Source organism: Cupriavidus sp. JZ107, assembly GCF_053903255.1.
Genome location: NZ_CP096480.1, coordinates 1,132,542 through 1,159,515 on the forward strand (window position 1 = coordinate 1,132,542; position 26,974 = coordinate 1,159,515).

Annotated in this window: 22 protein-coding genes and 1 pseudogene; 14 read left to right on the forward strand and 9 right to left on the reverse strand. The window is 67.0% G+C overall.

The genetic code is table 11. The features are described 5' to 3' along the window. Nucleotides 1–19 precede the first annotated feature (19 nt). Entirely contained in the window at nucleotides 20–979 is a 960-nt protein-coding gene (locus tag M1D55_RS04825) for a S1C family serine protease (RefSeq protein ID WP_456280260.1), read from the reverse strand. 69 nt (nucleotides 980–1,048) lie between these two features. Here M1D55_RS04825 and M1D55_RS04830 point away from each other — a divergent pair, with 69 nt between their 5' ends. Then, nucleotides 1,049–2,128 carry a VWA domain-containing protein gene (locus M1D55_RS04830; RefSeq protein ID WP_006576087.1) on the forward strand — a complete coding sequence of 360 codons (1,080 nt, stop codon included), beginning with the start codon at nucleotides 1,049–1,051 and terminating at the stop codon, nucleotides 2,126–2,128. Between the two features lie 250 nt (nucleotides 2,129–2,378). Continuing rightward, nucleotides 2,379–3,905 (forward strand): Fic family protein, encoded by a 1,527-nt coding sequence (locus M1D55_RS04835; protein ID WP_064575248.1) that lies wholly within the window; start codon nucleotides 2,379–2,381, stop codon nucleotides 3,903–3,905. Nucleotides 3,906–3,947: 42 nt separating this feature from the next. Here the strand turns inward: M1D55_RS04835 and M1D55_RS04840 are convergent, their stop codons facing one another. Further along, complete coding sequence (locus M1D55_RS04840) at nucleotides 3,948–4,931, reverse strand: SOS response-associated peptidase family protein (RefSeq protein ID WP_456280261.1); 984 nt, start codon at nucleotides 4,929–4,931, stop codon at nucleotides 3,948–3,950. A gap of 128 nt (nucleotides 4,932–5,059) precedes the next feature. On the opposite strand from M1D55_RS04840, the gene M1D55_RS04845 reads away from it, so the two are divergent. Together M1D55_RS04845 and M1D55_RS04850 are read left to right on the forward strand one after the other, a co-directional pair. Further along, the gene (locus M1D55_RS04845) at nucleotides 5,060–6,271 is read left to right on the forward strand and encodes a putative DNA modification/repair radical SAM protein (protein ID WP_456280262.1); all 1,212 of its coding nucleotides are present in this window, start codon (nucleotides 5,060–5,062) and stop codon (nucleotides 6,269–6,271) included. After that, nucleotides 6,268–7,833 carry a UdgX family uracil-DNA binding protein gene (locus M1D55_RS04850; protein WP_456280263.1) on the forward strand — a complete coding sequence of 522 codons (1,566 nt, stop codon included), beginning with the start codon at nucleotides 6,268–6,270 and terminating at the stop codon, nucleotides 7,831–7,833. Before M1D55_RS04845 ends, M1D55_RS04850 begins: the two co-directional genes overlap by 4 nt. Here M1D55_RS04850 and M1D55_RS04855 read toward each other — a convergent pair. Further along, complete coding sequence (locus tag M1D55_RS04855) at nucleotides 7,787–8,689, reverse strand: LysR family transcriptional regulator (protein ID WP_456280264.1); 903 nt, start codon at nucleotides 8,687–8,689, stop codon at nucleotides 7,787–7,789. The genes M1D55_RS04850 and M1D55_RS04855 overlap by 47 nt on opposite strands. Before the next feature lie 120 nt (nucleotides 8,690–8,809). Here M1D55_RS04855 and M1D55_RS04860 point away from each other — a divergent pair, with 120 nt between their 5' ends. The 3 genes from M1D55_RS04860 to M1D55_RS04870 all read left to right on the forward strand — a co-directional run bounded on the left by M1D55_RS04860 (nucleotide 8,810) and on the right by M1D55_RS04870 (nucleotide 11,852). Further along, nucleotides 8,810–10,024, forward strand: coding sequence for a CaiB/BaiF CoA transferase family protein (locus tag M1D55_RS04860; protein ID WP_456280265.1), 1,215 nt, complete (start codon nucleotides 8,810–8,812; stop codon nucleotides 10,022–10,024). Between the two features lie 46 nt (nucleotides 10,025–10,070). Next, the gene (locus M1D55_RS04865) at nucleotides 10,071–11,069 is read left to right on the forward strand and encodes a tripartite tricarboxylate transporter substrate binding protein (protein ID WP_023264306.1); all 999 of its coding nucleotides are present in this window, start codon (nucleotides 10,071–10,073) and stop codon (nucleotides 11,067–11,069) included. Nucleotides 11,070–11,153: 84 nt separating this feature from the next. Continuing rightward, nucleotides 11,154–11,852: a ProQ/FinO family protein gene (locus M1D55_RS04870; protein WP_064575238.1), complete on the forward strand. Its 699-nt coding sequence runs from the start codon at nucleotides 11,154–11,156 to the stop codon at nucleotides 11,850–11,852. A 120-nt stretch (nucleotides 11,853–11,972) separates the two neighbouring features. Here M1D55_RS04870 and M1D55_RS04875 read toward each other — a convergent pair whose 3' ends face one another. Both M1D55_RS04875 and M1D55_RS04880 read right to left on the reverse strand, forming a co-directional pair. Then, on the reverse strand, nucleotides 11,973–13,403 hold the full coding sequence (locus M1D55_RS04875; protein ID WP_456280266.1) for a heavy metal sensor histidine kinase: 1,431 nt from the start codon (nucleotides 13,401–13,403) through the stop codon (nucleotides 11,973–11,975). A gap of 4 nt (nucleotides 13,404–13,407) precedes the next feature. Next, nucleotides 13,408–14,082 (reverse strand): heavy metal response regulator transcription factor, encoded by a 675-nt coding sequence (locus M1D55_RS04880; RefSeq protein ID WP_006576095.1) that lies wholly within the window; start codon nucleotides 14,080–14,082, stop codon nucleotides 13,408–13,410. 282 nt (nucleotides 14,083–14,364) lie between these two features. On the opposite strand from M1D55_RS04880, the gene M1D55_RS04885 reads away from it, so the two are divergent. Further along, nucleotides 14,365–14,586, forward strand: coding sequence for a hypothetical protein (locus tag M1D55_RS04885; RefSeq protein WP_174780218.1), 222 nt, complete (start codon nucleotides 14,365–14,367; stop codon nucleotides 14,584–14,586). Here M1D55_RS04885 and M1D55_RS04890 read toward each other — a convergent pair. Next, on the reverse strand, nucleotides 14,558–15,817 hold the full coding sequence (locus M1D55_RS04890; protein WP_456280267.1) for a phosphatidylserine decarboxylase family protein: 1,260 nt from the start codon (nucleotides 15,815–15,817) through the stop codon (nucleotides 14,558–14,560). The genes M1D55_RS04885 and M1D55_RS04890 overlap by 29 nt on opposite strands. Before the next feature lie 421 nt (nucleotides 15,818–16,238). Between M1D55_RS04890 and M1D55_RS04895 the strand changes: the two genes are divergently transcribed. Continuing rightward, nucleotides 16,239–17,036 (forward strand): MipA/OmpV family protein, encoded by a 798-nt coding sequence (locus M1D55_RS04895; RefSeq protein WP_456280268.1) that lies wholly within the window; start codon nucleotides 16,239–16,241, stop codon nucleotides 17,034–17,036. Between the two features lie 117 nt (nucleotides 17,037–17,153). Here the strand turns inward: M1D55_RS04895 and M1D55_RS04900 are convergent. The 3 genes and pseudogenes from M1D55_RS04900 to M1D55_RS04910 form a co-directional block, all read right to left on the reverse strand. Then, nucleotides 17,154–18,452 (reverse strand): annotated as a pseudogene (locus M1D55_RS04900) (sensor histidine kinase); the annotation flags it as partial. Further along, nucleotides 18,449–19,114 carry a response regulator transcription factor gene (locus M1D55_RS04905; RefSeq protein ID WP_006576100.1) on the reverse strand — a complete coding sequence of 222 codons (666 nt, stop codon included), beginning with the start codon at nucleotides 19,112–19,114 and terminating at the stop codon, nucleotides 18,449–18,451. The pseudogene M1D55_RS04900 and the gene M1D55_RS04905, both read right to left, overlap by 4 nt. 152 nt (nucleotides 19,115–19,266) lie before the next feature. Further along, nucleotides 19,267–20,175, reverse strand: a complete 909-nt coding sequence (locus M1D55_RS04910) for a LysR family transcriptional regulator (RefSeq protein ID WP_023264301.1) — start codon at nucleotides 20,173–20,175, stop codon at nucleotides 19,267–19,269. 164 nt (nucleotides 20,176–20,339) lie between these two features. On the opposite strand from M1D55_RS04910, the gene M1D55_RS04915 reads away from it, so the two are divergent. The 5 genes from M1D55_RS04915 (at nucleotide 20,340) to M1D55_RS04935 (ending at nucleotide 26,973) form a co-directional block, all read left to right on the forward strand. Further along, nucleotides 20,340–21,521 (forward strand): M20 aminoacylase family protein, encoded by a 1,182-nt coding sequence (locus tag M1D55_RS04915; protein WP_456280269.1) that lies wholly within the window; start codon nucleotides 20,340–20,342, stop codon nucleotides 21,519–21,521. Nucleotides 21,522–21,544: 23 nt separating this feature from the next. Beyond that, complete coding sequence (locus M1D55_RS04920) at nucleotides 21,545–22,552, forward strand: Bug family tripartite tricarboxylate transporter substrate binding protein (protein WP_456280270.1); 1,008 nt, start codon at nucleotides 21,545–21,547, stop codon at nucleotides 22,550–22,552. Between the two features lie 481 nt (nucleotides 22,553–23,033). After that, nucleotides 23,034–24,572, forward strand: a complete 1,539-nt coding sequence (locus tag M1D55_RS04925) for a cache domain-containing protein (RefSeq protein WP_456280271.1) — start codon at nucleotides 23,034–23,036, stop codon at nucleotides 24,570–24,572. Continuing rightward, nucleotides 24,538–25,209 carry a response regulator gene (locus tag M1D55_RS04930; protein WP_456280272.1) on the forward strand — a complete coding sequence of 224 codons (672 nt, stop codon included), beginning with the start codon at nucleotides 24,538–24,540 and terminating at the stop codon, nucleotides 25,207–25,209. The genes M1D55_RS04925 and M1D55_RS04930 overlap by 35 nt, the downstream gene beginning before the upstream one ends. A gap of 312 nt (nucleotides 25,210–25,521) precedes the next feature. Further along, entirely contained in the window at nucleotides 25,522–26,973 is a 1,452-nt protein-coding gene (locus M1D55_RS04935; RefSeq protein WP_006576105.1) for an aminotransferase class V-fold PLP-dependent enzyme, read from the forward strand. The last annotated feature ends 1 nt before the right edge of the window (nucleotide 26,974 follow it).

Sequence of the window (26,974 nt, forward strand, 5' to 3'; positions counted from 1 at the left end):
ATCTGGAAGGTCTGGATGGCTAGAAGGGCGAAGCGCCGACGGAACCGCCCGCGCTTTCGATCGTGATGGCAAAACCGATGCCGAGGAAATTGCCGCTCTGGTTGGGATTGAGGATGGCGGTAACGATGCCGACCACCTCGCCCTTCATGTTGACCAGCGGCCCGCCCGAGTTGCCTGGATTGGCGGCGGCGTCGAACTGGATCAGCTTGTCCAGCTGCTGCTTCTCGTCGGGAGATACGAACTGGCGGTCGAGCCCCGACACCACGCCGGCCGTCACCGACGGGCCGATGCCGAACGGAAAGCCGACCGCGACCACTTCGCTGCCCGGCGCCAGTTCGCGGCTGGAGCCGAGCGTCGCCGGCGGCAGGTCGTCGGGAATCGATCTGGGCTGCAGGATCGCGAGGTCCTTTTCCGGCACGGCCTGCAGCACGGTCGCCTCGGCCGTATGCCCGTCGTGGAACCGGACCTCGACGCGGCGGGCGCCGGCGACCACGTGGTAGTTGGTCAGGATCACGCCGCTCTCGGTGACGACCACGCCGGTACCGATGTGCCGGCCGTCGGGCAAGGCTTCCGGCGCGCCCTTCTCTGCGTGGGGACCCGGGGTGCCGGGCGTGCCGGGCGTTCCTGGCGATTTGCCCTTTGCGGTTTCGTCACGGGGCAGGCGTTTGGCAGGGGCGGACGATTCGGGCGGCTTGCCGGGACGATCGCGCCCGGCCTTGTCGGCACGCGATTTTGCCGCGGGGGCTTCGGCGGCCGGATAGCTGCGGACCTCGACCACCGACTGGCGGATCGCCTCGGCGGCGCGCGCCGCGCGCGACGGCAGATCCTTGTTGTGCAGCGTGTGGAGCACGGCGGAATCGATGTCGGATTGCGTCAGCGCCCGCTGTTTCGGCTGCAGCAGCCAGGCGGAGCCGACGCCCGCGGCGAAGACGAGTGCGATCGCCGCCAAGGCTGTTCCGTAGATCGTCACCCGTTTCATCGCTGCCTCGAGTTCACGCGTCGGAAACTACAGTACCATCGTTCTTAACCACGCGCCAAGGAGCAGGGCATGCAGTTTCTCTGGCCTCAAATGCTCTGGCTGCTGCTCGTGCTTCCCGTGCTGGCAGCGGCTTACTTCTACGTGCTCGCCCGGCGCAGAAAGGCCGCCCTGCTGTACGCCAGTCTCGCGCTGCCGCGCGCGGCGCTCGGTCCGAGGCAATGGCTTAGGCGCCACCTCCCTCCCCTGCTCTTCCTGCTGTCGCTCGGTACCGCGTTGCTCGCCTGCGCGCGTCCCAGCGCGACCATCACGCTGCCGGCCGACACCATCACGCTGGTGCTCGCGATGGACGTCTCGCGCAGCATGGAGGCGACCGACGTCGCACCGACCCGCCTCAGCGCGGCCCAGCAGGCCGCCACCAATCTGGTCACCGGGCTGCCGGCCAACGTGCGGCTTGGCATCGTGTCATTCGCGGCGACGGCCTCGGTGGTGCTCAGCCCGACCGACAACCGGCAGGACATGCTCGAGGCGATCGAGCGCTTCCAGCTCCAGCGCGGCACCGCGACCGGAAGCGGCCTGATCGAAGCGCTTGCCGTGCTGTTCCCGGACGATGGCATCGATCTGGAGTCCGTGTTGTTCGGCAGCGCATCGGAGCTGATGGAGAACCAGGGCCGATCGCTGGACGAATCGGCGGCCGCCGAGGCCGCGCGCAATCGCGAAAAGCGCGCCAGGCGCGACGACCGGCCTGCGGCGGAGCCCGGCTCCTATCGGCACGGCGCGGTGATATTGCTCAGCGACGGCCGCCGCACCACCGGCCCCGATCCGGTCATTGCGGCCCGCATGGCCGCCGAGCGCGGCGTGCGCGTCTATACGGTCGGCTTCGGCTCGCAGGATGGCGGGGCCGCCAGCGGTTCGACCATGTCTTACTACATGCAGCTGGACGAACCGGCCTTGCGGGCGGTGGCAAAGCTCACCGGCGGCGAATACTTCCACGCGGGCTCCGAGGCGGACCTGAGCCAGGTCTATCGCCAGCTCAGCACGCGGTTTGCGCTGGAGCGCAGGGAGACCGAGATCGGCGCGCTGTTTGCCGGGGCCGCGGTGCTGCTGCTGGTGGCGGCGAGCGTGCTTTCGGTGCTGTGGTTCCGGCGCTGAAGCCTGGGTCGTGTAGACGAAATGGTAAGACTCGGGACCTTTTGTAGATGAATTGGTAAAGGGAGTAGAGAAATTGGTAAGTTGGCACGGCACCGTCCCATCAGGTCTTGTCAAGCCCGATACCTTCGAGGGGACGACGCCCCATAGATGAAACGGTAAGTCCGAGGGCAAAAAATAGATATTCTGGTAAGTCGAGTAGAAGGTTTGGTAAGCTGCCGCGAGCAAACCGCCCAAAGTTGCATCGCAAAATATGGCACTTACATCACTCGGTTACATGGCGCTGGTCCAGAAGTTCGATCTGCGCGTGCCGCCGCTACGCTCGACGTACGAGCTGGCCGACAAGACAGGCGTGTTGACTCGGCACACTGGCCCCGATGGCACCACTCGTGTGATTTACCCGCGAAACAGGTACCGCGGCGGCGACTCGATCGTCGATCACCTTCTCTTTGCGCTGAAGAAGGAACAGTTGGACCTGACTGTCCTGGCGGCACTGTTCGAGCACCCGGAGGCCATCGAGGCCGTGCAGGAATGGCTCCGAGCCGCGCCCACGTCGCGCTATGCCCGATTGAGCGGTTTCTACGCCAAATGGTTGGCTGGAGCCCAGTTCGACTACAACGTGCCTTCCGGCGCGCCCCGCATTCCGGCGCTCGACGAACGCGCGTATATCACCGGCCCCGTCAAGAACGATACCCAGTTCGGCGTCCAGAACAACCATCTCGGACCGCCTGCATTCTGTCCGGTGGTGCGACGCACCGACGAACTCGCGGCCTGGATCGCGTCTGACCTGCCAGACAAGGTCGCCGCGGCGATTGAGAGCCTTGAGCCAGAGGTGCTGGCCCGGGCCGTCGACTATCTGTATCTCGCCGAAACCCGTTCGACATACTCGATCGAGAGAGAGGTGCCCGATAACCAGCGCGTGGCGAAATTCCGTCGATTGCTTCAGTTTGCCGGCGCCCCTGGACCTTTGACCGAGGACCAGCTATGCGAATGGCAAAACGAAATCATCTCGGGCCCGCGTAGCGAGTATTCGTATCGCGACAGGCAGAACTGGCTTTCGCGCGGTGGCCGCATGCGGAATATGGCGGACTATATTCCTCCGAATCCCGAGCAACTTGACGCAATGATGGAAGGCATTTCGCAGGTGGCAAGCCTGATTCAGACAGGGACTGTCCATCCCATCGTTGTGGCTGCCTGCGCATCTTTCGGCTTCGTGTTCGCTCACCCCTTCTACGATGGCAATGGGCGTCTGCACCGCTTCCTGATCCATCACCTGCTCCGGCAGGCCGGGGTCACCCCGGAAGGCGTCGTCCTGCCCATATCTGCACGCATGCTCAAGGAAATCGACACCTATGCCGGCTTGCTGAAGGCGTACTCGGCACCGCGCACCGCACTGCTCAATTACGTATTGGACGCCGACAGCGACACGATTCTGATCAAGTCGCCTCAACCGTATTGGCTGTATGCGTCGTTCGACGCGACTGCGTTGTGCGAGTTTGTGTTCAGGTGTATCGAGCAATGCGTCGAGCACGATCTGGCGCAGGAAATCCAATACCTGCGAGCCTACGACGCCAGTCTAGAGCGCATAGAAGGCTGGCTTGATCTGCCACAGTCGCGGCTTTCCAACCTGATCGATCTCATCGTGCAGAACCACGGAGAATTGTCGAAGCGAAAGCGCAAGCTGTTCGAAGACCTGACCCACGATGAAGTCGAACGGATAGAAAGCATCGTCCGGGACGAGTTCGACGAATACCTCAACACCTTCGGGCAGTCAGGCTGATACGCACCATCCCCGTCGGCCATGCGGCCACGGCGCTCCCCGCTAAGCCGCCAGCCGATACTCGAAGAACGGCCGTTCGCGGTCGTCCAGGATCGCGTACAGCGCGGCCAGATTGGCAGGGTCCGGGTTGAGCCACGCGTCGACGTGCTGCGGCTTGATCGGAATGACGCAACGGTCGTGGCCGGCCGCGGCGACTTCGGGCGGCGGCTCGTCGGTGATCGCCGCGAACGAATAGAGGTCCGGTTCGCCGGCCTCGCCCTTGTGTCGCGACCACAGGCAGGCGATCAGCAGATCCTGCGGCGGATCGGGACGGAACTCCAGCACGACGCTCTGCTCCTTCTCGTCCGGACCGAGTTCGCGGTGCTCGAGCCGATGCCGGGCCACGTGTTCATGAAAGGCGCGGATCGGCAGGATGCCGTGGCGGTAGCCGAACAGTTGGCGCCATGCCGTCTCGAGATTGTCGCGGCGTGCGTTGTACGTCCCGGGCTTTTTTCTTTCCATCGACACGTCCCAGCCGGGCAGTCGGCAGCGGTAGCGCATCGGCACGATCGTGCGCTGGCCGTCCACCTCGATCATCACCGGCGCGTAATAGCCCGGGAAGATCATCGCGTCCTCCGGAGCCGGCGTGGCGCGTTGCAGGTCGGCCAGGTTCTGCTGCAGCCGGGCGATCTTGTCGGCGGCGATGCGCTGCTCGTTCTCCGCCTTGCGGGTCGGCCGCCCGGCAAGCGCGCGCTCGGCCTCCGCCAGGCGCGCCCGCTGGCGGAACAGCTCCGCTTCCAGCCCATTGGCTTGTTCGCGGTCGCCGGCGGCGATCAGCGCGGCCAGCTCGCGCTCTTCGGGGCCGCCCTCCTCGCCTCCCGCGCCGCCCTGCGCGAACGCGACGCGCATCGCCTTGGGCAGCTTCTGCCACTCCTGGTCCTTGCGCTTTTGCCAGAACAGTTCGAAGAACTGGCGAAGGCTCATCACCGCGCCGTACTGGCGCGTGAACTTCCTGAAGTCGGCCTTGATCTGCGCGGCGTAGCACATCGAACTCTCCCTTTGGCGCTCACGAGTACACCATCGTCGCAGCCATCGCAGGGAGCGGACATCGGTATTGAGCCGAGGCAGCTCGATCCCGCCTATAATACTGTACATTCATACAGTATGGTTTCCCGATGGAACTGCTCACCAAGCTGGAGATCCTGGCGGACGCGGCCAAATACGACGCCTCCTGCGCCAGCAGCGGCGCGCCGAAACGGGATTCGCTCGGCAAGGGCGGGCTGGGCGCCAGTACCGGGGCCGGCATCTGCCACAGCTTCACGCCCGATGGGCGCTGCGTTTCGCTGCTCAAGATCCTGCTGACCAACTTCTGCCAGTACGACTGCCAGTACTGCGTCAACCGGCGCTCGAGCAACGTCCCGCGGGCCCGCTTTTCGCCGCGCGAGGTCGTCGATCTGACGCTGGACTTCTACCGGCGCAACTATATCGACGGCCTCTTCCTCAGCTCCGGCATTATCCGCAGCGCCGACTACACGATGGAGCAGCTGGTCCAGGTGGCGCGCTCGCTGCGCGAGGAACACCAGTTCCGCGGCTATATCCACCTGAAGACGATTCCGGACGCCGATCCCCGGCTGATCACGCAGGCTGGCCAGTATGCGGACCGGCTCAGCGTCAACATCGAGCTGCCCACCGACGGCGGCCTGCAGCGGCTGGCGCCGGAGAAGAATGCGCATACGATCAAGCGCGCCATGGGGTCGATCCGGCTCGCCCAGGAAGAGGCGGAGAGCGACAAGTCCGCGCCGGGCCGCGCGCCGGCCGGCCAAAGCACGCAGATGATCGTGGGCGCGGACGACGCGGACGACCGCACGATCCTGCAGACCGCGCAGACGCTTTATGGCGCCTACAAGCTGAAGCGCGTGTATTACTCGGCGTTCAGCCCGATTCCCGACAGTCCCTCCGGCCTTCCCGCGCAGGCGCCGCCGCTGCTGCGCGAGCATCGCCTGTATCAGGCGGATTTCCTGATGCGCGGCTACGGCTTTCAGGCCGAGGAGCTGTTCCAGTCCGCCGGCGACCTGCCGCTCGACATCGATCCGAAGCTGGCCTGGGCGTTGGCGCATCGCGAGTCGTTTCCGGTCGACCTGAACCGTGCGCCGCAGGCCTTGATCGCCCGCGTGCCCGGCATCGGCATGCGCAATGCGAAGCGGCTGGTGGAGCTGCGCCGCTCGCGCGCGATCCGTTATCAGGACCTGGTGCGGCTGCGCTGCGCGATGGACAAGATCAAACCGTTCATCGTGGTGCAGGACTACCGGCCGGCGCAGGCGGACCGGCCGTCGGAGCAGTTGCGGCGGGCGCTGGCCGCGCCGCCGGTGCAGCTGGCGCTGCTATGAGCGGCGCCAGCTCGCCGGTACTGGTGGTCGACGGCGGCTACGCGGGCTGGCGTGCGCAGGCCCTGCGCGCGCTGGCGGCCGGTTGGCCCCCGGAGGCCGTCACCTGGGCGGAACGGGGTTCGGCAGCCTGCACCGGGACGGCACAGCTGATGCTGCTCGACGCCGGCCCGGCGCCGATGTCCGGTGATGACCCGCCATCCGCGGAGTGCCAGCAGGCCGTCGGCGCCGCCCCGGCGATCCGCGTATCGAAGGCGTTGGCCGCCCTGCTGCAGCAAGCCGCGCGCTACCGCTCGCCGCAACGCTGGGCCTTCCTCTATCGGGTGCTGTGGCGATGGTGCCAGGGCGATCGCGCGGTGGCCTCGCCCGCCGACGAAGACGGCGCGCGGCTGCACGCGATGGCCAAGTCGGTGCGGCGCGCCCACCACGACATGATTGCCTACGTGCGGTTTCATCGGCGCAGCAATGGCGGGAGCCCGGAATACCTGGCCTGGTACGAGCCCGAGCACGGTGTGCTGGCCGACGCCGCCGACCACTTCGCGCGCCGCATGGGCGGCTCGTCGTGGTGGATCGGCACGCCGCAGGGCGCGGCGCTCTGGGACGGGCATACGCTGCAGTTGTCCGAGACACCGGCCAGCGGGGTGGCCGGTGCGGTGGCCGGCATCGATGTCGACGCGCTGCGCGCAGGCGCCACCGCCGACGACATCGAGCCGCTGTGGCTGGCCTATTACCGCAGCATTTTCAATCCGGCCCGCCTGAACGAAGCCGCGCTCGAGCAGCACATGCCGGTGCGTTTCTGGAAGGGGCTGCCCGAGGGCCGCCTGATACCAGCGATGATCGCCGACGCCCGCAACGGCGCCCGCCGCGTCGCACAGGCTGGCGCGGTCGGCACGATGAGGGGCAAGCCGGTCGCGGTGAATCCCGAGGACGCGCAGCCGCTGCGCCCGGCGCCCTCTTCGCTGGACCAATGCCGCCGCTGCGAGCTGTGGCGCCATGCGACCCAGGCCGTGCCGGGCCACGGTCCGCAGACGGCCCGCATCATGCTGGTCGGCGAACAACCGGGCGATCAGGAAGATCTCGCCGGGCGCGCCTTCGTCGGGCCGGCGGGCAAGGTGCTGGACGAGGCGATGCGCCGCGCCGGCGTGCCGCCCGATTCGGTTTACGTGACCAATGCGGTCAAGCATTTCAATTGGATCGCCCGGGGCAAGCGGCGCCTGCACAAGACGCCGGCGCAGCGCGAGGTCGAGGCCTGCGCCCATTGGCTTGACGAGGAACGGGCGCGGGTACGGCCCTCGGTCATCGTCACGTTGGGCGCGACCGCGCTCGGCGCGATGCTGGGCCCCAAGGCCAGTCTGCGCGACCACCTGAACGCGCCGGTGCGGCTCGGCGACGCCTGGCTGGTCGCCACCTGGCACCCGTCCTATGCGTTGCGGGTCGATGACGCCGGCAAGCGCGAGGACATCGTCGCGGCGATCGCCCAGGCCATCGCGAAAGGCCGCGAACTCGCCGCCGCCGCGGTTACTCCGCCATCGCCGCCGTCGCCTTCTCCCGCAGGAAGGCGATGAGCGTCGTCACGGCCCGCGTCTGGTAGCGGGCCGGCATATACAGCAGATACATCGTGGTCCGCAGGAAGGCCAGGTCCCGCGGCGGCAGCGGCAGCCGAACCAGCGTCCCGGTCGCGAGATCGGTGGCCACCATGTACTGCGGCACCAGGCCCACGCCGATCCCCTGCAGGATCGCGTCGCGCAAAAAGAAGAAGTTGGCCGACATCAGCCGGGGGCGGATATGCGGCCGGGCGCCGGCGGTTCCGCCCAGTCCGGCCAGTTGCAGCCGCTCGCCGGTCAGCTCGGAGGTGATCAGCGGCAGGTCGCGGAACTGCGCGAGCGAGCCCGGCATGCCGACCTCGCGGGCCAGCTCCGGCGTCGCGCAGGCGACATACTCGATGTCCCCCAGGCTGTGCGCCACCGCATTGGTCGGCGTCTCGCCCATCACGCGGATCGAAAAGTCGACCGCGCCCTTGATCAGGTCCTCGATGTCGTTGTCGAAGATCACGTTCAGCGTGATGGCCGGATACCTCCGCATGAACTCGATGAACCAGGCTGACATCGTGTGCTGGCCGAAGCCGCTCGGCACGGCGAGTCGCACCGTGCCGCTGAGCCGCTTGCCCAGGCTCTGTACGGATTCCCGCGCCGCCAACAGCTCGCGCCGGATCGCGCGGCCGTGTTCGTAAAGTTGGCGGCCCAGCTCGGTAGGCTCGAGCTGGCGGGTACTGCGCCTGAGCAGTTCCGCGCCCAGCTGCCGCTCGAAATGGTTCAGGCGCTTGCTGACGTTCGCCCGGCTCATGCCCAGTTGCCGGGCGGCCCGGCTCAGGTTGCCGGCGTCGATGATATCGACCAGCAGAGACAGCGCGCTCAAATCCATTGTCAACTCCGAGGTGTCAGGTATGGTGATTACCCGTTGCAATTGTCAAACTTTATCAACATATAGACAATCTGCGCTGACCAAGAACACCGGATCGTCCCCGGGGAGGGGACGCTGACCATGCATCACGAAAACAATGCCGCATCGCTGCCGCTGGCCGGCGTGCGGGTACTGGACCTGTCGCGCGTGCTGGCGGGGCCGATGTGCGCGATGGCGCTGGCCGACCTCGGCGCCGACGTCATCAAGGTCGAACACCCGGCCCGCGGCGATGACACCCGCGACTGGGGCCTGCGCATCGGCATGCGCAATACCTCGTACTTCAACAGCGCCAACCGCAACAAGCGCTCGATCACGCTGGACCTGCAAAGCGAAGCGGGTTTGAAGCTGGCCCGTGAACTGGCCGCGCGCAGCGACGTGGTGATCCAGAACTTCAAGGTCGGCGGCGCGGAAAAGCTGGGCCTGGGCTACGAACAACTGGCCGAGCGCAATCCCCGGCTGGTGTACTGCTCGATCTCCGGCTACGCCCGCTTCACGCCCGAGGCCGAACGGCCAGGCTACGACCTGGTCGTCCAGGGCGAGGCCGGCGTGATGGCGACCAACGGCGAAGCCGGCCAGGGACCGCTGAAGTTCGGCGTGGCCGCGGTCGACATGTTCACCGGCATGTATTCGGCGCAGGCGATCCTCGCCGCGCTGTATGCGCGCCAGTCGAGCGGACGCGGACGCCATGTGCAGATGGCCCTGTACGACTGCGGCCTGATGATTACCTCGTACTACGGCATGGAGGCCCTGCTGCAGGGCGGGGATCCGGCCAAGTTCGGCAATGCGCATCCGTCGATCGTGCCCTATGGCGTGTTCGATGCCGCCGATGGCCCGCTGGTGATCACCGTCGGCAACAACGGCCAATTCCAGCGGTTCTGTCGCGACGTGATCGGCCGGCCCGAATGGGCCGAGGACGAGCGCTTCGCCACCAACACCGCGCGCTCGCGGCATCGCGACACGCTGCTGCCGCAGCTGCGCGAGGCGCTGCGGCAATTCATGCGGGCCGAACTGCTGCAGCGCCTGACCGCCGCGCAGATCCCGTGCGGCGAGGTGCTCGGCATGTTCGACGCGCTGCAGTCCGAGCGCACCGCCCAGGCCGGCCTGCTGCATCGCTACGAGGACAGCGAGGCGGGTACCCAGTCGGTGCTGGCGCCGCCGTACGCCATCGACGGCCAGCGCATGCCGGTGCGGATGCCGCCGCCGCACATGGGCGAACACACCGAGCAGGTATTCAAGGAACTGCTGCAGCTCGACGACGGCGCCATCGCGGATCTGCGATCGCGCGGCGTCATCTGACGATCGAATTTCCCAATCGACGCTCTCAATAGACGGAGACAACAACATGACCAAGCTGACCCTCAGCCGCCGCCAGATGCTCAAGGCCGGGGCCGCCGCCTCGATGGCCGCGATGATGCCCGCCGCGTTCGCGCGCAACGGCTGGCCGGACAAGATCATCAAGATGGTGGTGGCCTTCCCCGCCGGCGGCCCGACGGACACCGCCGCGCGCATCGTCGCGCAGAAGCTGTCCGAACGGCTGGGGCAGCAGGTCATCATCGAGAACAAGCCCGGCGCGTCGGGCTCGATCGGCACTGCCAGCTTCATCAAGAGCGCGCCCGATGGCTACAACCTGTCGATGTTCGGCATGCCGGCGCTGCTGGCCCCGCTGATGTACAACAACAGCGCGTACGACGTGAAGAAGGACTTCCAGTCGGTTGCGACCGTCTACGTGCTGCCGATGGCCATCGTCATCAACCCGAACGTGGTACCGGGCGTGGAGACGCTGGCGGACCTGATCCGCTTTGCCAAGGCCAGCAAGACGCCGCTGAACTACACCAGTTCGGGCACCGGCAGCTTCGGCCATCTGGCGATGGAGCAACTGAAGGACCTGGGCGGCTTCGACATGATGCACGTGCCCTACCGCGGCAGCGCGCCGGCCGTCGCCGATCTGCTCGGCGGCCAGGTCGGCACCATGTTCGCCGACGTCGTGGCCGCGCTGCCGCATATCCGGGCCGGCAAGCTCAAGGCGATCGCACTGAGCTCGCCCAATGCCAAGGTGCTGCTGCCCGGCGTGAAGACGGTGTCCGAGCAGGGCTTCCGCGGCTTCGACTTCGATTCGTGGGGCGGCCTGATCGCGCCGCTCAATACGCCGCAACCGATCGTCGACCGGATCGCCAGCGAAACGCGCGACATCCTGTCCAACGACAAGGAACTGCAGCAGAAGCTGGTGACGGCCGGTGCCATTGCCTCGTTCCAGGACGGCAAGCAGATGCAGGCGCGGCTGAACAAGGACTACGATCGCTGGAGCGCGATCGTCAAGGCGAAGGGCATCAGCGCGACGTAATTGCGCCCCGGCCCGTCGGCGGATGGCCTCGCGCTGATAGAATCGCTCCGAACTTGCTATCCGGACTCGCTATCCGAACCGTAAATGGGCTTTGAAAAACTCGCCGCACTGAAAGCCGAACTCGCCAGGCAACGGGAGGGCTCGCGCCGTCCCGCCGAACGACGATCCGACGCACGCCGCCCCGCCAAGGAGGCGACGGCCCCTCAGGGCAAGGCCAAGTCGCAAGACGAGGGACAACATCGTCAGGGCAAGGCACCGGCACGCGACAAGGCGGTACATGGCGGCACCAAGCCTGGTGGCGTTGGCACCGGCGCCGGCAAGCCGCAGCGCAAGGCGCGCCGGGAGCCGGCAGCCGCCCGGCGCACCGAAGAGCCGGTCGATCCGACCGTGCGCAACATCTGGAAGCTGCAGAAGCAGTTCCCGCTCGCGTTCCCCAAGGCGCCGGCCGCCAAGCTGCCGTTGAAGATCGGCATCTACGACGATCTGCTGCCGCATGCCGCGGCATTGCAGATGACAGAGCAGGAGCTGCGCGACGCCCTGAAGCAATGGTGCCGCGGCAGCCGCTACTGGGCGTGCCTGGCCGAAGGCGCGCCGCGGATCGACCTGGCCGGCGCGGAAGCGGGCCAGGTGTCGGCGCGCGATGCCGCTCGCGCGCGGCATCTGGAGCAGCTGCGCAGCCGGCGCGCGAAGCCATCTTCCCCGGCACCTGCCCAGGCTTCGCCAGCGGACGCCACGGAAGGCACGCCACCCGTCGCGGACGGCGAGCGGACAGACCCTGCCTGACCGCGACGGTCGCTGTCTCGCACGGATGTTTGCCGCAGCCACCGCTGTTCATTACCTCGATTCACCCCGCAGCTGAGCGCCGCAAGCATTCCCCCGGTTCACCGTCAATCCCGGAACCGCTCATGCGGCCGGCAGCGGAAACGCCAGCTCCAGCACCGTCAGCCCCGGCCGGCTCGAAACCGTGGCCCGCCCGTCGTGCAGCCGCATGATCGAATCGACGATGGCCAGGCCCAGGCCGGTCGACTGCGCCGAATTGCTGCGCGCCGGATCGCCGCGGTAGAAGCGGCCGAAGATATGCGCCAGCCGTTCGGGCGGGATGCCGGCGCCGCCGTTGGCGACGCGGATGCGGGTCGCTTGGCGCTCGGCGCTGACGATGACCGAGACCCGGCTGCCCTGCGGCGCATGGCGCAGCGCGTTGTCCAGCAGATTGGTCAGCGCGCGGCGCAGCAGGGTCTGGTCCGCGCGCACCGGCGCATGCCCTTGCAGCGACAGCGAGATCGCGCGCTCGGCCGCCACCGCCTCGAAGTACTCCGCCACGGCCTCGACCTCGGCGCGCGCATCGAGCGTGCGCGGCGCCAGCGCGACCTGCGCGTGATCGGCACGGGCGAGGAACAGCATGTTCTCGATCATGCGGGACAGGCGGTCGTACTCCTCGAGGTTCGATTCGAGCAGCGCCTCGTATTCTTCGACATTGCGCGCCTGGGCCAGCGTGACTTCTGTCTGCCCGATCAGATTGCTCAGCGGCGTGCGGAAATCGTGCGCCAGGTCGGCGGAGAACTCGGACAGCCGCGAGAAGCTGTCCTGCAATCTGGCCAGCATGCCGTTGAAGGCGTCCGCCAGCTCGCGCAACTCGCTCGGCGCGGTGCCCGCATCGAGCCGCGTCGCCAGCCGGCTCGTCGTGACGGCCGACGCTTCCTCCGCCATCCTGCGCAGGCCGCGCAGTCCGCGGCGCGCCAGCAGATAGCCGAGCGCGGCGGCGGCACCGCTCGCGCAGACTGTCGCCCAGAACACATGGAACTGGTAGTCGCGCATCAGCACCGCGCGATAGCCGGCATCGCGCAGCACGACGATTTCCACGGTCTCGTCGCTGTCGCCGAGCCGGCCGAGCGCGGCGATCGCGCGCGACGGCACGCCATTGCGCGGATACCAGGTCTGCAGCATCGAAGGTTCGGGATGCACGTCGGCTGGCACGGCCGTCAGCGGCGGCACCACCTCGTGGCGAGGATTCAGTGTCACCAGCGGTTCGCCCTGGCGGCTACGGACCAGCAGGATCAGGCCCTCGTGGCCGAGCGCGATATCGGCAAACCGGTGCGTCCCCTCGCGCACGGCCCGCTCCGAGTCCACCTCCGACAACAGATGGCGGACCAGCACCACCTCGCCGACGAGCTCGGCCTCGTCCCGTTCCTGCAGCTGGGTCGACAGCGCTGAGGCGAGATAGGTGCCCATCGCCGCCATGATCGCGGCGGCCAGCGCGCCGAAGGCCAGCGCCATCCGCGCCGTCAGCGATTGCGGAAGCAGGCGCGTGCCCAGCGACTTCGCGATGGCGACCATGTTGCTACCGCGCGATATCGTCCAGCACGTAGCCCATGCCGCGCCGCGTGTGGATCAGCTTGGCCGGGAACGGATCGTCGACCTTGGCGCGCAGCCGCCGGATCGATACGTCGACGACGTTCGTGTTGCTGTCGAAGTTCATGTCCCACACCTGCGAGGCGATCAGCGAGCGCGACAGCACCTCGCCGCGCCGGCGCGCCAGCAGATGCAGCAGCGCAAACTCCTTGGAGGTCAGCTCGATCTTCTGTCCCGAACGCGTGACGCGCCGGCGAACGGCATCGATGCGCAGGTCCGCCACCTCGATCCACTCGTTCTCGCGCACGGGGCCGCGGCGCAGGATCGTGCGGATCCGGGCGACCAGCTCGGCAAAGGCGAACGGCTTGATGATGTAGTCGTCGGCGCCGAGCTCGAGCCCCTTGAGCCGGTCGGCCAGATCGTCGCGGGCGGTCAGGAACAGCACCGGCGTGTCCTGGTCGCGCCGCAGCTCCCGCAGCATCTGCCAGCCGTCCATGCCCGGCAGCATCACGTCCAGCACGATCAGGTCGTAGGGGTGCGCGCGGGCGTGCGACAGGCCATCGACGCCATCGCGGGCAAGGTCCACGACGAAGCCGGACTCGGTCAGGCCCTTGTGCAGATAGGCGCCCGCCTTCGGTTCATCCTCGACAATCAATACACGCATCGACATTCAACGAATCGCCGGACCGCCGGCAAGACGGTAACGGTACCGCAATCCTGGCGCTCACGACCGAACATGACAAATTTGTCATGTCGTCGTCAGACTGCAGCGGCCGGTGACAACCGCCGACCCGATGGCCGGCGTCCACGCCGGGATCGCATCGCCGATGGCATCTCCGACGCGCATGACAGCATTGTCATGTCGCCGTCATGCTGTGGTGGCGGAGCGCTCCCTAGACTGTCTTCACCGGTCGCAACCGGCCAACCCTTTCGGAGAACGCTGACGATGAAGATGCTCAAGCACGCCCTGCTCACCACCACGCTGGCCCTGGCCGCACTGCCCGCCTTTGCGAGCGCGGGCAGCGCCGCCGATATCCGCGCACGCAACGTCTATCTGGATGGTGCCCATCAGGGCCGCGTCGATCCGTTCACCGACGGCGCGCGCGCGGGAACGCGCGATGTGTTTACCGACGGCGCCGCTACCGCGCCGTCGCCAGATGCGCGTTGACCTTGACGATCGGCGGATCGTGGATGCGCGTCGGGTCCCAGACGATCTCGTCGACCTTGCCCGGCTCGAACAGCATGCAGATCGTCGATCCGCCGTATTGGAAGCAGCCGAGTTCCTCGCCCTTGCTGACCCGCTGGCCCGGCACCACCTCGACCCTGCATGACGACACCTCGCCCATGCCGATGAACACGCAGGCGATCTGTCCGACGGCTGGGTCGTCGGCCTCGACGACGACCACCGCGCGGGCGGCCATCGCGCTGGTATAGCCCTGCGAATCGTTCAGGCCCTCGGGATCGGGGCCCTGCGCCTCGGCGCACGAGTAGTAGGTGCCGGCCAGGTTGTACGCCTTGACGATGGTGCCGTCGACGGGCGCGTGCCAGCGGTGATAGCTGTAGGCGTTGAGGAAGGCCTGGTAGACCGTGCCGCCGACGAAGCGGCGCGCCAGGTCTTCCTCGTGCGCGGCCACCATGTCGCGCAGCGAATACGGCTGCGACTTGATCCAGAAGTCGTCCACCAGCTTGACATCGCGGCGCAGCGCGTACGGCTTTGCCTCGCATGGGCTGACGACGATCTTGCCGTCGTCGGCGCCTTCGACCGGTCTGACGCCGTCGCGGAAACGCCGCGTGAAGAAGTCATTCCAGGACAGGAAGCCCCAATACGGCAGCTCGCGATGCGTAACGAATTGGGAGAGCCCGATCTTGGCGTCCGCCTCGGCACTGAACCAGCCATCGGGCGATCCGGTATTCAGGTGCGCCCGCGAGTGCGGCCCGCCGAGGAACGCCGACCACGCCGTCAGCACGCGCCGGATCTGCTTGTTGAACACCGGATGCCGGAACACCGCGTAGCCCGACGGCATGCACATCGGCCAGTCGAACACGGCATTGAGCGGGCACACCACCAGGCTGCTGTCGCTGAACGGCGGCGCGTACGACATCAGATAGTCGACCACCAGCATCAGCTCGTCGATGTCGCGATATCCGAGCGCGTAGCCCGCATCGGTCGCCTCGCCGATCGCTCGCGTCAGGCCCATCCGCAGCGTAGCGTCGTCGCGCAACAAGGTATGCAGCGCAGCTACCGCTTCTGAGCGGGGACCACTGCTGCTTGCGTGCTCGCTGGCCTGCCGGCAAAGCCGCAGCCTGAATTCGGCCACGGCGGACTCGTCGGCGGGAAGCCAGTTGCCGAGGCGCTTGCGCTCGCTGGCAGGGGAAGAAGGCGCGTTCCTTGATGGCATGGCGTCGCATCGCCGCGGTCGATTCATATTCCGCGGGCAAGGTCATGGTGATGCCGACCAGTATGCGCAGCCGGACCCGCGCGTGTCATCGGTGCGCGTCTGACATCGGCGGTGCCTGCCGGGCAGCGATGCCGTCGCTAATAACTTCTTAAACCCGCATCGGCACGATTCGCACCGTGGGACGCCAGCCCTTGGCGGCCCCGGCAACAGCAAGGTATCCCGTGCCGATTCCCATGCTTCCTCCCCGCTCCGCCACGACTGCGCCCGCGGCGCCGGCCGGCTCGCCTGCATCCGCGATCGACGGTCCATGCCTGTGCCTGCGGTGCCGGGCACTGGCGCTTGCCCGGGCCCGCGTGGAGCAGGCGCAGCCGATCGCCCACCCTGCTGACCTCCCGATCCACCCTCGCCTTACCCATCCAGAATGAACGAAACCAGATCTCGTCGCCGCGCGACACCCATTCGCTATCCGGCCGCCGTGGCGGCCATTGCCTTGCTGGCCAGCCTGTGGACGCCACAGGGCTGGGCGCAGGTTGCCGATGCCGCGCTGCAGCCCGGCGAATCGCAGTGGGGCCTCGGTGTCGGCGCCGCCGCCCGGCGCAAGCCCTATCGCGATATCGGCACCGACTACAGCGTGATTCCGGTGCTGTCGTACGAGAACCGGTGGGTCCACGTGTTCGGCCTCACTGCGGACCTGAAGCTGCCTTCGCTGGGCCCGGTCTCGTTCCGGCTGCGCACGCGCTACGGCCTGAGCGACGGCTATGAGGCCTCGGACTCTGGAGCGCTGGAAGGCATGGCCGACCGCAACGCCAGGCTCTGGTTCGGCGGTACGGCGATCTGGCACAACCCCATTGCCAATGTCTCGGCCGAATGGCTCGGCTCGGCCGATGGCAACCGGGCCACGCTGCAGGTCAGCCGCGGCTTCCAATATGGCAATTTCCGGCTGACGCCGCATGTCTCGGCGCAATGGCTCAGCAGCCAGAACGTCGACTACTACTACGGCGTCAGGGCGTCGGAGGCGCGCATCGGCCGGCCCCAATATCAGGGCGATTCAACCGTCAACTTCACCGCGGGCTTGCGCGTGGATTACCGCCTGGCGCGCCATCACGGGCTGTTCCTGGACGTCAGCGCCACGCGGCTGGGTTCGGGAATCAAGGACAGCCCGATCGTCGACCGCTCCAACACGACCACCGTGCAGGTGGGCTACCTGTACCGGTTCTGAGCCGCCGGGGAACGACACCGCAGCCGATGCCGATGGCGGCATCGGCTCGGCCGGCGTGAAGACGACCCGTACGCGAAAGCCCCGGCCGTCCAGGCCGGGGCCCGTCTCGATGCGCGCCCCGTGCGATTGCGCAATGGTGGCGACCAGCGACAGGCCGATGCCGCTGCCGCGGACCCGATTTCCGCTGGCGCGGTGGAAGCGCCGGAAGATCGCCTGCTGCTCGGCGGCCGGCACGCCCGGCCCGTCGTCGGCGACCTCCAGATAGACCGCACCGCCTGCGCCGCCATTCGCGGTCCCGCAGGCGACATGGATGCGGCCGCCCGGCGGCGTATACCGCAGCGCGTTGTCGACGAGATTGCGCAGCAGGATGCCGATCTCGTCGACATTGCAGGCGATCCACCCGCCCCCGGTCTCCACCGACAGCTGGCGCGCCTGCAGTTCGGCCTGCACCTCGAACTCGCTGGCGACATGCAGTACCAGATTGCCGAGGTCGGCGGGTTCGTGCGGCGCCTGGCCACAGGCATTGAGGCGGGCCAGATCGAGCAATTGTTCCGCCAGCCGCGTCGTCCGCTTGGCCGTGGCCAGCAGCTTTTCCAGCGCGGTGTCCTTCTCCTTCCCGCTGGGGGCGCGCATGGCGACCTCCACCTGAGCCTGCAGCGCGGACAACGGCGTGCGCAGTTCATGTGCCGCGTCTCCGATGAAACGCCGCTCGCTCTCCACCGCCTGATCGAGCTGCGCCAGCACGCGGTTGAACGACTGCACCAGCGGCTGCAATTCGGTCGGCAAGGACGTCGATGGGAGCGGTGTCAGGTCGAACGTCGTGCGATCGCGCACCAGCCGCTCCAGCACCGCGACCGGCTTCAGCGATCGGCGCATCGTGTGCCACAACAGCACGCCGACCAGCGCCAGCAGCACGCTGTTGGCAATCAGCGCGTGCATCGTGGCCTCGCGTACCTCGGCGTCGATGATGGCATGCGGAATCCCCACCTGTGCCTGCATGGTGCCGGTGCTATCGGAGATGGCATACACGCGCCAGCGTTCGCCGTCGATGACACGCGTGGCAAACCCGTCGACGAAGTCCGGCTTCAGCGCGGCCGCCGGCGAAGTGGCCTGGGCACGCGGCCGCGGGCTCTGCACGGTCAGCAGCTTGCGCTGCGACCAGATCTGGATCACCAGGTCGAACTCGGGCGATCCGTCGTCGTCGCGCACCTCGCGGCCCGGCCCGACCAGATTGAACGCCTTCTTGTTGGCCGGCAGCGCGCGGACGATGCGGGCGGCGAAAGCCTGCAGCTTGTCGTCCCAGATGCTGGAGCGGCTGTGCTGCAGATACACCATCAGCGCGGCCAGCGACACGACCCAGCACAGCACGATGACGCCGACCATCACCGCGAGCAGCCTGCCCTGCAGCGACTTCATGCGCCGGACTCCCCGATCATGTAGCCATGGCCGTGCACCGTGGTGATCAGGCCCTCGCCGAGCTTGCGGCGCAACTGATGGATGAACACCGCGATGGTATTGCTCTCGATCGCGCTGGCGTTGCCGTATACCACGCGCTCCAGGTGTTCCCGCGTGATGACGCGGCCCGGGCGCTCCAGCAGCGCCAGCAGTGTCCGGTACTCCTGGGCGCTCAGCGGAACGCGGGCCCCCGCCCGCGTGACCACCCGGCGGCTGCGATCGAGCTCGATTTCGCCCCAGCTGAACACGGGAACCACCCTGCCCTGACTGCGCCGGATCACCGCGCGCACCCGCGCCCACAGTTCGTCGACCTGGAATGGCTTGACCAGATAGTCGTCGGCGCCGGCATCCAGCCCTTCGATCCGCTCGCTCAGCTGGCCGCGCGCCGTCAGCATCAGCACCGGCGTGACGTCGTAGCCGGCCCGCATGGCCCGCAGCACCGTCAGGCCTGACTCGCCCGGCAGGCCGATATCGAGCAGCACCGCCGAATAGGCATGGTCGACCAGCGCGGCGCGGGCCGCGGCAGCGCAATCCGCATGGTCGATCCGCCAGCCGTTCTGCCGGGCGCCATCGCAGATGACCTCGGCCAGCATGGGATCGTCTTCGACCAGCAGCAAATCCATGGCGCTTGTCATTGGGAACGTATGGAGAGTCGGAATGGAGAGTTGGAATGGGGGTCGCGGGCACGCGAGGATGCCAGCGCGACATTAAGCGTTGATTAAGACGTGGAAGAACGTTGCGTCGGGAGCAACATTCGTTCCGGCGGCGCGGGCCCTCAGATCAGCGGGAAGGCCTTGACCACATGCCGCAGCAGGCTGTCGGCCACCGGCGACAGCGGCCGGCCGGCACGGGTGATCACGTGGATGCGGCTGTTGTTGAGAATCGGGCTGGCGAGCGGCAGCGACACCAGCTGCTTGAACTGCGGCCCCTTCAGCGGCACCGAACGTGGCGTCAGGATATAGCCCAGGCCCATCGCTGCGAATTCCCACAGCACCTTGAACGAGTTGGTCACCAGCATCGGCTTGAGCGTGATGTGTTCTTCCAGTTCGGCAGCCTGCACGTGCTTGCGCACGCCGAACGATTCGGCCAGCGCGGCGCCCTGATGGGGTGCAAGGTCGGCGAGCGTCAGCGCACGGCGCCGGCGCGCGAGCGGATGGTCCTTGCGGACATGGGCGCGGATCGGCGAGACCCGCGAATAATGCGAGCGCAGCCTGACATCGTTCGGCGGCTGGAAGGCAAAGCCGATATGCGCGAGGTCTTCGAGGATATGCCGTACCGTTTCATCGGTGCCGGCCACCTGGATGCTGTAGGTCACGTCGGGATGCTTGCGCAGGAATCCTTGCAGCACGGGCTCGAGCACCAGGTCGACGAAGCCCTCGCCGAATACCAGTTCCACATGGCCTTGCTGCGCGTTCTTCAGATTGTTGATCTCGGCCAGGAAGGTATCGCTCAGATCCTGCTGGCGCCGCGCGAACAGCGCCAGCAGCCGTCCGGCATCGGTGGCCACGACGCCGCGCCCTCTGCGCTCCAGCAGCGTCACGCCCAGGTCCTGCTCCAGCCGGGCCACGGCCCGGCTCACCACCGACGGATCGACTTCCAGCACGTCGGCGGCGCCGCGCACCGTGCCCGTCTCGATGATCTGCAGCAGGCACAGCGCCCGCTTGCGGTCCAGCACATGCTCCATGACGTCTCTCCCCCTTGTTGTCCGCCGGCCGCCCGCCGATCGGACGCGCGGGCACCGGTTTTTTTAATGTTGCCATTTATACAACGATTTAGCTCCATCATTGTCATGGATGCGGGAAGGCCGCGGAAGCAGAATGGTGCGCACCATTCGAATCGCCTACCGCCATGAACGCCTCGAACCTGGATGCCCTGCGGCAGTCCATCGCCACGCTGTCGACCGAATTCGTCGCGATCCGCCGGCGCATCCACGCCCATCCCGAGCTGGCCTTCGAGGAACGCCAGACCAGCGAGCTCGTCGCCGAACGGCTCGCCGCATGGGGCTACCAGGTGCATCGTGGACTGGGAACCACCGGCGTCGTCGGACAGCTGGCCAAGGGACGCGGACAGCGGTCGCTCGGCATCCGCGCGGACATGGACGCACTGCCGATCCAGGAAAAGACCGGCCTGCCCTACGCCAGCACCGTCGCCGGCAAGATGCACGCGTGCGGCCATGATGGCCACACCGCCATCCTGCTATGCGCGGCCAGGTACCTGGCCGAGTCGGTCGACTTCAACGGCACGCTGAACCTGATCTTCCAGCCGGCGGAGGAGAACGAAGGCGGCGCGCTGCGCATGGTCGAGGAAGGGCTGTTCGACAGGTTCCCTTGCGATGAAATTTACGCGCTGCACAACTCGCCCGGCCTGCCGGTCGGGCAGATCGGCGTCATCACCGGGCCGGCCATGGCCTCGTTCGACCGCGCGACGGTGACGCTGCGCGGCCGCGGCGCGCACGGCGCCATGCCGCACCATGGCATCGACGCGATGCAGTGCGCCGCCAGCATCGTGCTCGGGCTGCAATCGATCGTCAGCCGGGAGATCGATGCGCTGAAGCCGGCCGTCATCACCGTCGGCTCCATCCAGGCCGGCAGCACCTACAACGTCGTGCCGGAAACCGCGACGATCAAGATCGGCGTGCGCACGCTGGACCCGAAGGTGCGCGACCTCGTCGAGGAACGCATCCGGAGGTTCGTGGCCGCGCAGGCGGACAGCTTCCGCCTGCAAAGCGAGGTGGTCTACGAGCGCAAGTATCCGGTGCTGGTCAACCATGCCCTCCAGACCGAGTTCGCACGTCAGGCGGCGATCCGCCTGGTCGGGGCCGACAACGTGGTCGAGCGGCCGCCGGTGATGGGCAGCGAGGACTTCGCCTACATGCTCGAGCACCGGCCCGGCGCCTATGTCCGGCTCGGCAACGGCCTGGGCGAAGACGGCGGCTGCATGGTCCACAACCCGCTGTACGACTTCAACGACAGGGCGCTGCCGGTTGGCGCCGCGTTCTGGGCCCACCTCGCGCAAAGCTACCTGGTTTGACCAACGTTCCCCGGGGGACATCGATGCCATCTCTGAATCGCCGCCGTTTCCTTCAATATGCCGGCTCTATCGCCGGGACCTCTGCGCTGGGCGCGCTGCCCGCGTTCGCGGACAGCTTTCCGGTCAAGCCTCTCGCCTTGGTGGTGCCCTATCCGGCCGGCGGTGCCAGCGACACGTCGGCGCGCATCTTCGGGGAGTCGATCGGCAAGACCGTCCGGCAGCAGGTCGTGGTCGAGAACTACGGCGGCGGTACCGGGCTGATCGGCGCGAACAAGGTGCTGAGCGCGCCCGCCGACGGCTACACCTTCTTCCACGGCTCGATCAACGAGGTCTTTCTGGCGCCGATGCTCAATCCGGCCGCGCGCTACAAGCCGCAGGACTTCATGCTGGCCGCGCCGATCAGCGACGCCGCGATCGTGCTGATGGTGCGCAGCGGCATTTCGGCCGAGACCTTCGACCGGTTTCTGGAACAGGCCAGACAGGGCAAGGACAAGCCGCTGACCTATGCCACCGTCGGCATCGATTCGATCTACCACCTGATGGGGGACGCGCTGGCGGCAAAACTCGGCACGACCTTCCTGCATGTGCCATACAAGGGCGGCGCGCCCGCGCTGCAGGGCCTCGCCGGCGGCGAGGTGGACTTCGCCATCCTGCCCTACCAGTCCAGTTTCGACAGCATGCAGCAGCAAGGGCGGCTGCGGATCCTGACCAGCTTCTCGAAGGCCCTGCCGCCGGCGCTCAAGCACATTCCGCTGATCATGCAGAGCCGGCTGGTGCCGGACTTCGAGTACACGATCAGCGGCGGCTATTTCGTCAAGACCGGCACGCCCGAGAGCCGCGTGGCGGTGCTGCGCAGGGCGATCGGCGAGGCGCTGGCCAAGCCGGACATCCGCGCCCGGCTCGAAGCGGAGGGCCGCACCGTCGCGCAGCCGATCGACAGCCAGGCGCAGGCGAATCAGGTCTTCGAGCGCTACCTGACGCGGGTCACGCAACTGGTGCGAAGCGTGGGGCGCAAGACCAACGGCGCGTAGGCCATGACAGCGGCCAGCAACAGGCATTCGTGCAGTGCGGCAGTCGAGCACGGGGGTCTCTGGTATCCGCGTGCCGCGCCCATTGACGCGTATGTCTGCATTGTTCTTCGTGCCTACCCGCATTGACATTTGGGATCGATGCGCAATCCCTTGCCAGGCGCGCATTCGCTTGTGCGGCAAGGCCTGGCCGGCATTGGCACACCGCTTGCCTTTTGCCACAAAACGTCATAGCTTTCGTCATGCCAATCGACCAAACAGTCCTTGTTCGTCGATCGGCGCGAGGGGTCGAGAATCAGCCTGACAAAGCGCGGACACTGAAATCGCGCAGCGGGCTGATTCGATAAATCGAACTGGGAGGAATCGATTTGTTCGGCGGCGTCGGCATTTGGTCGACGCCGCCTCGGTGTTTCGTCGGCGGCCATCCCCACGGCTTGCCGAATCCGAATACGACCGGCTCTTGGGCGCCCCCTCGATGATCCATTTGCCCCCACGTGTGCAAAGCCTGACGATCCGCATGCGGACGGTCGCGCTGTTCGCGGCCTTCATGCTGGTGGTCTTCGTCTTGGTGACCTGGGCAGTCTCGTACCAGATGGTCAGCCATTCGCGGCAGGACCGCCAGCAGGTGCAGGCGGTCTATGTGGCCAGCAAGGAAAAGGAGCTGCGCCACTACGTCGAACTCGGGCATGCCACGCTCGTGCGCATCGCCCACGGCAGCGGCGAGGAGGCGGACCTGCAGCAGCAGGCGCTGGCCGCGCTGTCCCGCATGCACTTCGGCAACGACGGCTACTTCTTCGTCTACGACCGGCTCGGCAATGTGCTGCTGAACCCGGGCAGCATGGGGATCGACGGCGTCGATTTCTGCGATCCGGCCGATACCGGCAGCGACCAGGCGATGATGCTGATCAACAAGGCGCGCGCCGGCGGCGGTATTGTTCGATACAACTGGATCAAGCCTTCGTCGCGTACCGAAGCGCCGAAGATGTCCTATGTCCGCGCCGCCGACCAATGGGGCTGGATCCTCGGCGCCGGCCTCTATATGGACGACATCGAGCGCGAACTCGCTGCCTTCGACGCCAATGCCGCCCGCACGCTGCGCGATACGCAGATCCGGATCAGCGCGTTCGCGCTCGGCTCGATCATGCTGATCAGCCTGGGCGGTCTCGCGCTGAATCTGCACAACTCGCGGATCTCCGGCGAGAAGCTGCGCCGGCTGGCTCGGCGCGTGGTCAGCTCGCAGGAGGAGGAACGCGCCCGCGTCGCGCGCGAGCTGCACGACGGCGTGGTGCAGGTGCTGGTGTCCTCCAAGTACCTGCTGGAGACCGCCCAGGTCCATCTCGAGCAGGAACAGGAACAAGGGCAAGGACAAGACCAGAAACAGGTCGCGCCGCCGGCACGCCGCCACGCCCCGCACGAACTGCTGGCGCAGGGGTTGGGCCGCCTGCAGGAGGCGCTGGTCGAGATCCGGCGCGTCTCGCACGGCCTGCATCCGGCCCTGCTGAGCGACCTGGGTCTGGCCGCCGCGCTGCGCATGCTGGTCGAACAGTTGCGGCCACAGTGCCCGGTCGATCTGCGCTTCGCCGAACACGGTGCGATACCGGCGCTGTCCGAGGCGCAGGCCACGGCGCTGTTCCGCGTCGCACAGGAGGCGCTGAACAACGCCCTGTCCCACGCCCATGCCGGCTGGGTCCAGATCGCGCTGAGCGGTACCGACCGCCATGTCGCGCTGACGATCGAGGACAACGGCCGGGGCTTCGATCTGAAGAAGGTGCGCGCCGACCGCCAGGGCGGCATCGGCCTGCGCAATATGCGCGAGCGCATCGAAAGCCTGGAGGGCAGCGACTTCGCGATCCATACCGGAGCGGACGGCACACGTGTCGAGGTACGCCTGGCGCTGCGCCCGCCCGAGCCCGCCGTTCCGCCCGCGGTTCAGGCCGATACCCCGCCCGCTATCCAGCCCGCCGCCCCCCTGCAAGGAGCCCTGCTGCATGACCTCGAACCTGCGTGTGCTGCTCGTCGATGACCATCCGTTCGTGCTGGACGGCGTCCGCCTGCGTCTGGAGGCCACCGGCGAAATGACGGTGGTCGGCGAGGCGTCCAACGTCGAGGACGCCATCGTGGTGGCCGAGCAGCGGCGTCCCGACCTGGTTGTATCGGACATTCACATGCCGGACGCCAACGGCCTGCAGCTCGCCACGCGGTTTGCCGAGCGGTTTCCTTCGATACGCGTCGTCGCGCTGTCGATGCACAAGGATCCGGAGTACGTGCGCCGCGCCTTCGCGCTCGGCATCGCGGCCTATGTCCTGAAGGAAGCGCCGGCACACGAGCTGGTGACCGCGATCCGCACGGTCGCCGCTGGCGGCACCTATCTCAATACCGAACTGCAGGCGTACCTGCGGACCGACGAGCCGCCGCCGTCATCGCGGCGGACGCTGACACCCAAGGAAGCCACGGTGCTGAAGCTGGTGGCCGAGGGCTACTCCAACAAGGAAATCGCCGAGCGGCTCGGCACCTCGGTGCGGACGGTCGAGACGCATCGCCTGCATGTCCGTCGCAAGCTGCAGGTCGGCGGGCGCGCGGAGCTCGTCAAGTACGCGGTTCACTTCTCCGATCTGCATGCCGTCGGATTGGCCGACGAGGCATTGGCGACGGACTGCTGAGGCTTCTCTCCTTCCTGGGGCACGATCCCCGCGATGGTGCCGCCGCACGGTGCGAGCGCACTGTCGCGGCGCAACGCGCAGGCGCGCCTTGCTTGCGCATTGCCCTTCTGCGTGCCTGCACACCGCGCTCTCGGTATTACTGCGTAGGGGAAAGTCGTCCTGATGCTTGGACCGTAGTTTGCGTAGACTTTTTTCGGACAGGCGCCATGCGTTCAAATGTTCGAATGTTCGAATGGTCGAATCTTCAAATACGCAATGCGCCGATGCGCCGATCGTTGGACCGAGATCGTTGGACCGAAACGGGAGAGCACCATGGACGAGCTGAAGCAAACGCAGAGACCGGCAGTCGCGACGCAATGGCAGGCGGAAGACCTGGCGACGTGGACACCGAAGCGGCGCGAATTTCTTCGGATGCTGGCCTATGGCGCCGGCTCGCTGGCGCTGGGGCCGCTGATCAGCGCCTGCTCGAACGATGCATCGGCGCAGGCATCGGACCTGCGCTCGCAGCTGACGCAGGACGAAGCCTTCTGGGCACAGGTTCAGGGCATGTTCGTGCTCAAGCCCGAGAAGGTCTACATGAACATCGGCACCGGCGGCTCGATGCCGCAGGTCGTGCTCGATACCTTCGAGCAGGAGAACTTCGCCAAGGCGGCCGATTCCTCCAGCGGCTACGGCAACCTCGCCGACCTGCGCGAGGCGGTGGCCAAGGGCTTCGGCGTCGATCGCGACGAGCTCGCTTTCTCGGCCAACACCTCGTCGGGCATGTGCCATGCGATTCTCGGCATCAAGTGGGAGCCGGGCGATGTGGTGGTGACCACCAACCACGAGCACGGCGGCGGCCTGACGCCGCTCAATATCGCGGTCGACCGCTATGGCATCGAGGTGTCGATGATCCAGCTGCCGACCGGCAACCGCCAGAGCGCCAGCACCTATGTGCAGCTGTTCGACGAGCGGATCCGTGCCCTGAAGGGCCAGGGCAAGCGGGTGCGCGCGATGATGTGGTCGTCGCCGACCTACAAGACCGGCACCATGCTGCCGATCGCCGACCTGATGGAGGTGGTCAAGGCGCACGGGCTGATCAGCATCGTCGACGGCGCGCACCTGCCCGGCATGATGGCGTATGACTACGGCGCCCTCGGCATGGACTTCATGTCCGGCGCCGGCCACAAGTGGCAGTGCGGCCCCGGCTCGACCGGCATCCTGGTCATCCGCAACAAGATGCGCGCATCGAACCCGCTGCCGCTGCCCGACTGGTTCCCGATCCATACCAGTTCCTACGCCAGGCAGCAGCCGCGCGGCGCCTACGATATCGCCGCCACGGTGACCTCCTGCGGCAGCCTGCATGTGCCGATGTTCCGTGCGCTGGCACGGGCCTGCGAAATGTGGGATTCGATCGGCAGGAAGAAGATCGAGACCTACGATCTGACGCTGTCGGCCTATCTGAAGGAAAAGATCGTCGAGCGCTGGGGTATCGATTCGCTGTACTCGCCGAAGGACGATCCGAAGCTGGTGTCGGCGCTGACCTGCTTCAACCCGTTCCGCAATCGCGACGATGCGATGAACCAGCAGAAGGCCACGACGTTCGTCAACCGGATGCTGAGCGACTTCTCGCCGGGCTTCGTGATCCGCTCGGTCAATTTCGAAGTCATCGGCGCGCCCGCGCAGCACTACGGCATTCGCATCTCGACGCACCTGTGGCACGACGCGAACGACATCGACCGGCTGGTGGACTCGATGTGGAATCTGTCCGGCGCCATGGCATAAC

Coding starts and splice junctions, on each gene's coding strand:
- M1D55_RS04825 (WP_456280260.1), bottom strand. CDS start 979: ATGAAACGGGTGACGATCTACGGAACAGCCTTGGCGGCGATCGCACTC.
- M1D55_RS04830 (WP_006576087.1), top strand. CDS start 1,049: ATGCAGTTTCTCTGGCCTCAAATGCTCTGGCTGCTGCTCGTGCTTCCC.
- M1D55_RS04835 (WP_064575248.1), top strand. CDS start 2,379: ATGGCACTTACATCACTCGGTTACATGGCGCTGGTCCAGAAGTTCGAT.
- M1D55_RS04840 (WP_456280261.1), bottom strand. CDS start 4,931: ATGTGCTACGCCGCGCAGATCAAGGCCGACTTCAGGAAGTTCACGCGC.
- M1D55_RS04845 (WP_456280262.1), top strand. CDS start 5,060: ATGGAACTGCTCACCAAGCTGGAGATCCTGGCGGACGCGGCCAAATAC.
- M1D55_RS04850 (WP_456280263.1), top strand. CDS start 6,268: ATGAGCGGCGCCAGCTCGCCGGTACTGGTGGTCGACGGCGGCTACGCG.
- M1D55_RS04855 (WP_456280264.1), bottom strand. CDS start 8,689: ATGGATTTGAGCGCGCTGTCTCTGCTGGTCGATATCATCGACGCCGGC.
- M1D55_RS04860 (WP_456280265.1), top strand. CDS start 8,810: ATGCATCACGAAAACAATGCCGCATCGCTGCCGCTGGCCGGCGTGCGG.
- M1D55_RS04865 (WP_023264306.1), top strand. CDS start 10,071: ATGACCAAGCTGACCCTCAGCCGCCGCCAGATGCTCAAGGCCGGGGCC.
- M1D55_RS04870 (WP_064575238.1), top strand. CDS start 11,154: ATGGGCTTTGAAAAACTCGCCGCACTGAAAGCCGAACTCGCCAGGCAA.
- M1D55_RS04875 (WP_456280266.1), bottom strand. CDS start 13,403: ATGGTCGCCATCGCGAAGTCGCTGGGCACGCGCCTGCTTCCGCAATCG.
- M1D55_RS04880 (WP_006576095.1), bottom strand. CDS start 14,082: ATGCGTGTATTGATTGTCGAGGATGAACCGAAGGCGGGCGCCTATCTG.
- M1D55_RS04885 (WP_174780218.1), top strand. CDS start 14,365: ATGAAGATGCTCAAGCACGCCCTGCTCACCACCACGCTGGCCCTGGCC.
- M1D55_RS04890 (WP_456280267.1), bottom strand. CDS start 15,817: ATGCCATCAAGGAACGCGCCTTCTTCCCCTGCCAGCGAGCGCAAGCGC.
- M1D55_RS04895 (WP_456280268.1), top strand. CDS start 16,239: ATGAACGAAACCAGATCTCGTCGCCGCGCGACACCCATTCGCTATCCG.
- M1D55_RS04905 (WP_006576100.1), bottom strand. CDS start 19,114: ATGGATTTGCTGCTGGTCGAAGACGATCCCATGCTGGCCGAGGTCATC.
- M1D55_RS04910 (WP_023264301.1), bottom strand. CDS start 20,175: ATGGAGCATGTGCTGGACCGCAAGCGGGCGCTGTGCCTGCTGCAGATC.
- M1D55_RS04915 (WP_456280269.1), top strand. CDS start 20,340: ATGAACGCCTCGAACCTGGATGCCCTGCGGCAGTCCATCGCCACGCTG.
- M1D55_RS04920 (WP_456280270.1), top strand. CDS start 21,545: ATGCCATCTCTGAATCGCCGCCGTTTCCTTCAATATGCCGGCTCTATC.
- M1D55_RS04930 (WP_456280272.1), top strand. CDS start 24,538: ATGACCTCGAACCTGCGTGTGCTGCTCGTCGATGACCATCCGTTCGTG.
- M1D55_RS04935 (WP_006576105.1), top strand. CDS start 25,522: ATGGACGAGCTGAAGCAAACGCAGAGACCGGCAGTCGCGACGCAATGG.